Source organism: Caballeronia calidae (assembly GCF_900044055.2).
Classification (GTDB): domain Bacteria; phylum Pseudomonadota; class Gammaproteobacteria; order Burkholderiales; family Burkholderiaceae; genus Caballeronia; species Caballeronia calidae.
In genome coordinates, this window is the sequence record NZ_FCOX02000142.1 from 1 (window position 1) to 7,498 (window position 7,498).

Genomic DNA, 7,498 nt, shown 5'->3' on the forward strand with positions numbered 1-7,498 from the left:
CCCAACCCTGCCTGCATGGAACTACCGCATCTACTCAACAAGCGCTGCATAGCGGGAAGTTATTTCGGTAACGATCCTTAGTGCGGCAAGACCGTGAAAATCTCCCTGCGCGTTTGTCGTACACCATTGCCACCTCTGCACGAGATCGGGCAGCTGCAGCTCCCGCATCGCTCGCTCGGCTCGTCGATGACCGATGCCAGCCTGCTTGGCCAGGAACGGCAGGGTTGAGGCCTTATGAAACCGCCGCGTTGGAATGCCGGCCTGGATGCTCACGCAGTAGCTGGATGCACGCCATGCGGAGATTAAAGCGCTGCCGACCATAGCCGCCGCCAGCGCTGTTCAGGCTTGGTCGGCACGCCTGACTTACCGAGGCATAGCAACGACCGACGGTAATTCAATGGACCTTCATTGTGGTCCTGGCTTTGTCGGCTATCAGAGCCCGGCATGATCGCGCTCGGGGCTGCATTGACCTTTGTCTCTAGCTTCCTTGCACCGCCCGCCCGCGCGCCAACTTCGGCGGCGCATTGCGTGACCCATTCGGTGCGACGATCCTACATTGCCGGGTTTAGGTTGTCGTCCGAAATTTGACGTACATATCCGTACATACCTGCTTTCGGTGGTGGTTACCCGTCGTTCGAATGTGGCGACGAAAATGCCATCGGAGGTAGCAAGCCAACAAGCTGACGGTAAAAATATATTTTAATTTTTATTCATAACGCTCGCTGCGCCTTTGTCCCAAAATGCGCACCTTCCGGCTTGGATCGCAGGCTTGCTCCCGGTAGCGCGACAGATCGGTTGGCCTGAGCCTATGCGACTGGGTATGACTACTTTGCGATGGGCGTTCGATAAGACTAGGAAAAATAAAAAGAGATAAAAGGAGTGAGGACGCCGAGGGCATTTCGGTCTAGCTAAACTAGGCGATGGCTCAATGCCAAGACTCCACTTCGATTTATCTAAAGCGGATAAAGTGCGGTTTCTGCGGTTTCACCGTCTGCAAACAGACTGGACCCACTGGATTAAACGATCCCAGTAAATCAGCATGCCCGCGTGCTTCCGCAATTCGAAAGGTTTCCATTTAATATTGGAGGAGAACAGTTGATCCAGCGCACTTCGGCATTTTTCACACAGGTCGTACATCGTGTGTTGCCCGACCCTTTGATCTTTGCGATCTTTCTTACCATTGCGACCTTCGCACTTGCGTTCGGGCTGACGCCGCAATCGCCTGCCGACCTCGTGGTTATGTGGGGCTCGGGCTTTTGGAACCTGCTTGCCTTCTCCATGCAGATGGCGATGATTCTCGTGACGGGACACGCGCTTGCAAGTTCGGGCCCCGTCAAGCGTGTGCTCGTCGCGCTCGCCCATTCGGCACGCACGCCCACGCAAGGCGTGATGCTCGTGGCGTTTGTGAGTGCCGTGGCCTGTGCGATCAATTGGGGATTCGGTCTCGTGCTCGGCGCCATGCTGTCGCGCGAAGTGGCCAAGCGGGTGGAAGGCACGGACTATCGGCTGCTGGTCGCCTGCGCATACATGGGTTTTCTTACGTGGCACGGTGGCCTGTCGGGCTCGGTGCCCCTCGTCGCCGCGACCAGCGGCAATCCGATGGAGAAAACCATCGGTCTAATTCCCGTCTCGCAGACGATCTTCACTGGTTATAACGCTTTTATCACCATCGGCCTGATCGTCATGCTACCGATCCTTGCGCGCCTGATGATGCCCAAGCCGTCTGACGTGATTTCCGTGGACCCCGCGCTGCTCGACGACCCGCAGGAGGTTACGCGCAAGCTCTCCGCTGACGCGACGCTCGCCGAGCGGGCGGAGGAAAGCCGTCTGCTCGCCGTCTTCGTCGCGCTGCTGTGCGCCGTGTTCCTCGTGATCCGGACCCGCAACAAGGGCTTCACCCTTGATATCGATACAGTCAACCTCGTATTTCTGGCCATCGGCATTCTGCTGCACAAAACGCCGATGGCCTACGCGCGTGCGGTAGCCGCCGCAGCCCGCGGGACGTCTGCAATCATGATCCAGTTCCCGCTGTATGCGGGCATTCAGGCGCTGATGGATCATTCCGGGTTGGCCGGCGTGATCACAAAGTGGTTTGTCGACGTCGCCAACATCTATACATTCCCACTGCTTACATTTCTCAGTTCGGGGCTGATCAATTTCGCCGTACCGAGCGGTGGCGGCCATTGGGTCGTTCAGGGTCCTTTCGTGATGCCTGCTGCGAAGGCGCTAGGCGCGAACCTCGGTAAGGCTGCGATGGCGATTGCCTATGGTGAGGCATGGACAAACATGGCGCAGCCGTTCTGGGCACTACCCGCGTTGGCCATTGCAGGGCTCGGCGTGCGAGACATCATGGGTTATTGCGTCACCGCTCTACTTTTCTCGGGTCTGGTTTTCATCGCAGGGCTATATTTGTTCTAGCAGCGGCTTAACGAATGCCGGCTGCCGGGCGCATTTGCTTTGCCGGAAGGTCAAACTTGACCGGGCAACCACGCCCGGCAACTACATTGCTTCAGTTTGGAATCGCCATGAAATCAATCAGACGAGTCAACCTCAATTGTGTTTTCCAACCTAATCGCTCGGACTCGATGCAGAATTTAGCTTCTGCTGTCCCCCGTCGTTTCATGAAATTCCCCATTTTTGATCAATGTCAACATAAGCCGTCAAAAACAGCAAACTTCAAACAACCTTTTTCGATCATTGGTAAGAAGGTTGATTTCTCGGATGATGACCGAGCGGCTGCGATAGTCAATAACCGCATTAAGGCGTTCGATTTTCCAGGCAGTCTACAAACGACGACGGCGACAGAGTCCAGTTTAAAGGACGGAAGCAGCGTGTCAATTCGGCAGCCGGGGCCAGGCGATGTCGAAAGATTGTGTGCATTTGTAAACAATGCTCGATTTGGCATGTTTGATTATCTCCGCACGGCGGAGACTACTGCCGACGCTGTTTGTGACTATCTCGCAAATGTAACGGTAACTTACTCTGGTACGTCGGACACATTGATTGCCGTTGTGAATGACAAAATCGTTGGTGTCACAACGTACGAACCTTGCCCCGGAGAGATGGAAGAGCCCATTAACTATTATGCGCTGGAACAATGCGGTGGCGAGGGGCGCAAGGTATGCGTTGCAAAGACCACTGTGCTACCGGGAATGTGGGACAAAGGAGTGGCCAGTGCATTGAAGAAGGAGCAGATGAAAAACGCGGAAAAATCAGGATATGAGGGAATCGTAAGCCAGACATCCCATGATGCAATAAAAATGATCGCCAAGAACAGTGGTGGGAAATTTTCAAATGGGTGGACTTTTATTCCGCTCAAGAAGGGCGGCGTCGAGAGTTCGGATAACATAACCAGATATCTTTGATGGGCAATCCGCAAACGGCGTTTTGAGGTGGCCCGCTCACGCCGTCTCGGAATTGACTGTATTGTGCCGCTCGTTGATATCCGGAGGGGTATTGAGGTTGCCGTGACTATTCCCGTCGTCAATATGGATCGATCACGGGGCGCAGAGTGACGGCTTAATCAGCGGTTGCGGCGCGCAAATGCAATTGCCGGGGGTTCCGGCTTCGTGGGCGTGGGCGTCGTCGCGAGCGCCGGTTCTATCCGGTGTTGAGCGAACCGATCGGCCGCGTCGATGTAACACGCGTCCTTCCAGCCAACATATTGCATCAGCGTTTTCAGATCCCGGCCGTTCGAATTAGCCCAGGTGGCGAAGCCTCGCGGCAGCGAGTGGCTGCTATAGCTGTCCGGTGTTGGCAGGTTGGATTCACGGAAGGAGCGCGCAACAGCGGCGCCAAGCTGCCCGCGTGCAGTCCTTGGTTACTGAGATTCCCAACGGTCGATTCTCCGGAACTCGCATCCTTCAGACAGGCCTGAGGCTGCAATGCACGCCTCGCGCCACCGGGCAGAGACGTGAGAGCGCCGGGGCCTCGAAGGTCGTGCCCAGTTGTGCGCGATCGCCTTGCGTGCGCGGCAGGTACAGCGTCATGCTGCGGTTCGCATCAACGCTCACGTGTTCGATCTGCATCGACTAAGCTCGTCGGAACGAACGCCGCGCCAGAAGCCCAGCAGCACGAGCGCCCGGTTTCGAATGCACGCGAGACGGCTATCTGCCCGTCGAGCTATGCCGTGAGCTTTTCGAGCTGCGCAAGTTGAATCGGGTTCGCGTGCTTCTCGATTGCCGGGTGCTACGCAGCGATGGCCTTGAGAACCTTGCGCACGTGCGGCGTTTCGTCGAATCCGCAAAGCCCTGTTTCTGGTGCCACTGCGCAAGTTGCGGCGAGCCGAGCCCGCAACGTGTTCACTGACAGGGCGTCCACGTGATCCGCAAGATAGCTTGCAAATCGCATCGGCGCTCGCGGGCAGAAAACCGTCCCATTCGACTTCGAAATGACGGATTGCCGAATGATAGGTACGCCGGGTGTTTTCGCGCGGCGCGGTTTGGAATCGCGATCGATGGCAGACATGGCTCGTGGGTACAATCAGGCATCAATATGGGAGACGATGATATGCAACAACGCGTATTTGCACCAGTCGCCCGTGCGTCAGGGAAGAGGCGGTTTGAACCGATAAGGCGATGAACGAAGACAAGCCGTCACGTGCGGACTGGGAAAATTTCACGCGGGCAGAACTGCTCGCGGAACTCGTGCGTTTGCAGACCGAAAACGCCAAGCTAAGCGCATTGTCGCCGCCAGCTCGTCCACCCGTCCAGGGCGAGCCCGTGCGGGTGCTCCAACATACGTCGTTGCCAGTAGTGCGAATCAATGAGGTCCCCACACTTTCGACGAAGCAGAAGGTGCAGCTCTTTCTGCGACTTTTTCGCGGCCGCACGGATGTCTATCCGCTGCGTTGGGAGAGCCGCAATTCCGGGAAGTCGGGCTACGCGCCGGCCTGCGCAAATGAATGGCGAACAGGCATCTGCGAGAAGCCCCGCATCCGGTGCGCGGACTGTGGGCATCGTGTGCTTCTGCCGTTGGACGATCGGGTTATCTATGCACATCTGGCCGGCGATCACACACTCGGCCTCTATCCGCTGATGCCGGACGGGACCTGTTTCCTGCTCGCGGTTGATTTCGACGAGGAGGGCTGGCGTGAAGACGCTCGGGCTTTCCGGCAATCCTGCCGGGAACTGGACGTGCCGGTGTCGCTCGAGCTTTCGCGATCGGGCAACGGAGCGCATGCGTGGATCTTCTTCTCATCGGCCGTCGCTGCGCGTGACGCACGGCGCATGGGGGCCGCGATCATCAGTCACACCTGTGTCCGGACCCGGCAACTCGAACTGTCGTCCTACGACCGGCTCTTTCCGAACCAGGACGTGCTGCCCAAAGGCGGCTTCGGTAACCTGATTGCGTTGCCGCTGCAGAAGCAGCCGCGCGAGCAGGGCTTCAGCGTGTTTATCGACGATAGTTTCCATCCGTACGCTGACCAGTGGGCATATCTCGCGTCTGTCCAGGTCATGGATAGTCTCGGCATCGAGGGCGTGGTCTTCCGCGCTACCGGCGGCGCTCACCCGCTCGACATCGCGTTCATTGCGCAGGAGGACCAAGCTGAACCATGGACACCGCCCCGCGCGCGGCCGAAGCGGTTAGCCGGAACGATGCCAGCGACGCTGACGCTGACGCTCGCGAACCAGCTCTATTTCGAAAAGGCCCAGCTTCCGCAAGCATTGCTCAACCGTCTCATCCGACTCGCGGCGTTCCAGAACCCGGAGTACTACCGGGCGCAGGCGCGCGGGTTCAGCGTATGGGACAAACCGCGTATCATCGGCCGCGCCGAGAACTGCCCGCGCCATATCGCATTGCCGCGGGGCTGCCACGATGAAGTCATGACGCTGCTGCGCGAGAACCACATTGCCTGCGACGTTCGTGACGAACGTTGTGCGGGGAAGCCTGTTGCAGTTTCATTTGCCGGCGCGTTGCGGGATGATCAGCGGGCGGCACTGGCCGACTTGTTGCGACATGACACCGGCATCCTGCATGCGCCGACGGCATTTGGCAAGACGGTGACGGCGGCCGCAATGATTGCCCGGCGTGAGGTCAACACGCTCGTGCTCGTGCACCGCCGCGAGTTGCTCGAGCAGTGGCGTGAGCGTCTGCAGTCGTTTCTCGCGCTCGACTCGCGCGACATTGGCATGATTGGGGGCGGCAAGTCAAAAGTGACGGGTCGGATCGACGTCGCGATGCTGCAGTCAGTGGCGCCGGATGGCGCACGCGGCGAGCTGTTGCGGCAGTACGGCCAGGTCATTGTCGACGAATGTCACCACGTCTGCGCGGACTCCTTCGAGGCGGTGCTCAAGGCCGTCAATGCGCACTACGTGCTCGGGCTGACGGCGACCCCCGTGCGGCGCGACAGTCAGCAGCCGGTGATGTTCATGCTGTGTGGACCAATCCGGCATGCCGCGAAATCGCCCGCCAGCGCGCCGCAACTGCTCGAGGTTCTCCCGAAAAAGCTCACCGCTGAAGTGGGTGTCGCGTTCGATGGGCCGATCCAGGAGGTGTTCGCTCATCTGGCGAATGACGCGCAGCGCACCCACATGATTGCCGAAGACATCCGTCAACAGTACCGGCAGGGACGCAAGGTGCTTGTGCTAACCGAGCGGACCGATCATCTGGACTACCTCCAGCGGGCGCTGGGCGAGGATGTGGCGCCATTGTTCGTGCTGCACGGGCGCCTCGCGAGGCAGGCGCGCGCGGCACGGCTTGCTGCACTCAACGCACTGGCCGATGAGAGGCCCCGGGTCGTGCTGGCGACCGGGAAGCTGGTGGGAGAAGGTTTCGACCACCCCGTACTGGATACGTTGGTGCTGGCCATGCCGATCTCGTGGAAGGGCACGTTGCAGCAGTATGCTGGCCGGCTGCACCGCGAGCACGCGGCCAAGTCAAGCGTACGGGTGCTCGATTACATCGATGCCGCCCATCCAGCGCTGCTGCGCATGTGGGAGAAGCGCCAGCGCGGTTACCGAGCGATGGGGTATCAGGTGCGCAGGCCCGGGGAAGAGCTTCAGCTGGACCTTGTCTGAAGTCGGGCAACCGATCCGTATTTTATGCCGGTTCCGGCTACTGGAGGCGCTTTTTAACCTCTCGCATCTGTCAGCTACAGGCGAATCACCTCGGCATCGGCGATCGCGCGTTGCGCGGCTTCGCGGGCGGCCGAGACGACGAAATCGTCATCGTGCGTCCCTGCATTTTAGCCGCACGCCGAATTGCTGCATGAACCTCAGCTTCAATCCGGGCTTCAAATCTGCCGTCGTCGCTGAGGGTGGCCTTGATGCATTACTCAACCAGTGCCGCCGTTTGGTGTTGGTTCCACGTCGCCATCAGCTAAAGGCATGCTTTACTGAACCAGCGCATCGAACAGCGCGAGGAACAGATTCGTTTGCTACAGGCCGAGCGCTATGCGCCGAAAAGCGAAAAGCGAAAAGCGAAAAGCGAAAAACGAAGGACCGTGTGTTCGACGAGGCGGAGCAGATTGCCCAGGCCGAACCTGCGACGAGGACGA

Annotated in this window: 6 protein-coding genes and 1 pseudogene; 4 read left to right on the forward strand and 3 right to left on the reverse strand. The window is 58.8% G+C overall.

Annotation, left to right across the window (positions count from 1 at the left end):
• Positions 1-1,095 precede the first annotated feature (1,095 nt).
• Both AWB78_RS40640 and AWB78_RS47230 read left to right on the forward strand, forming a co-directional pair.
• Complete coding sequence (locus AWB78_RS40640) at positions 1,096-2,418, forward strand: TIGR00366 family protein (RefSeq protein ID WP_062612700.1); 1,323 nt, start codon at positions 1,096-1,098, stop codon at positions 2,416-2,418.
• A gap of 107 nt (positions 2,419-2,525) precedes the next feature.
• Entirely contained in the window at positions 2,526-3,365 is an 840-nt protein-coding gene (locus AWB78_RS47230; RefSeq protein WP_157697823.1) for a GNAT family N-acetyltransferase, read from the forward strand.
• 498 nt (positions 3,366-3,863) lie between these two features.
• Here the strand turns inward: AWB78_RS47230 and AWB78_RS47235 are convergent, their stop codons facing one another.
• Both AWB78_RS47235 and AWB78_RS47240 read right to left on the reverse strand, forming a co-directional pair.
• Positions 3,864-4,028 (reverse strand): hypothetical protein, encoded by a 165-nt coding sequence (locus AWB78_RS47235; RefSeq protein WP_157697824.1) that lies wholly within the window; start codon positions 4,026-4,028, stop codon positions 3,864-3,866.
• A 160-nt stretch (positions 4,029-4,188) separates the two neighbouring features.
• Positions 4,189-4,467, reverse strand: a complete 279-nt coding sequence (locus AWB78_RS47240; protein WP_157697825.1) for a hypothetical protein — start codon at positions 4,465-4,467, stop codon at positions 4,189-4,191.
• A gap of 110 nt (positions 4,468-4,577) precedes the next feature.
• On the opposite strand from AWB78_RS47240, the gene AWB78_RS40655 reads away from it, so the two are divergent.
• On the forward strand, positions 4,578-7,019 hold the full coding sequence (locus tag AWB78_RS40655) for a TOTE conflict system archaeo-eukaryotic primase domain-containing protein (protein ID WP_062612705.1): 2,442 nt from the start codon (positions 4,578-4,580) through the stop codon (positions 7,017-7,019).
• A 77-nt stretch (positions 7,020-7,096) separates the two neighbouring features.
• On the opposite strand, the pseudogene AWB78_RS47245 reads toward AWB78_RS40655, so the two are convergent.
• Positions 7,097-7,269, reverse strand: a pseudogene (locus tag AWB78_RS47245) (YlcI/YnfO family protein); the annotation flags it as partial.
• Between AWB78_RS47245 and AWB78_RS48995 the strand changes: the two are divergent.
• Positions 7,210-7,498, forward strand: a 289-nt coding sequence (locus tag AWB78_RS48995; protein ID WP_232478094.1) for a hypothetical protein, incomplete at its 3' end; no start/stop codon positions are given. The pseudogene AWB78_RS47245 and the gene AWB78_RS48995 sit on opposite strands and share 60 nt — an antisense overlap.

Bases quoted from the DNA above. Each gene is read 5' to 3' on its own strand.
- AWB78_RS47230 (WP_157697823.1), top strand. From the start codon at position 2,526: ATGAAATCAATCAGACGAGTCAACCTCAATTGTGTTTTCCAACCTAAT.
- AWB78_RS47235 (WP_157697824.1), bottom strand. From the start codon at position 4,028: ATGCAGATCGAACACGTGAGCGTTGATGCGAACCGCAGCATGACGCTG.
- AWB78_RS47240 (WP_157697825.1), bottom strand. From the start codon at position 4,467: ATGTCTGCCATCGATCGCGATTCCAAACCGCGCCGCGCGAAAACACCC.
- AWB78_RS40655 (WP_062612705.1), top strand. From the start codon at position 4,578: ATGAACGAAGACAAGCCGTCACGTGCGGACTGGGAAAATTTCACGCGG.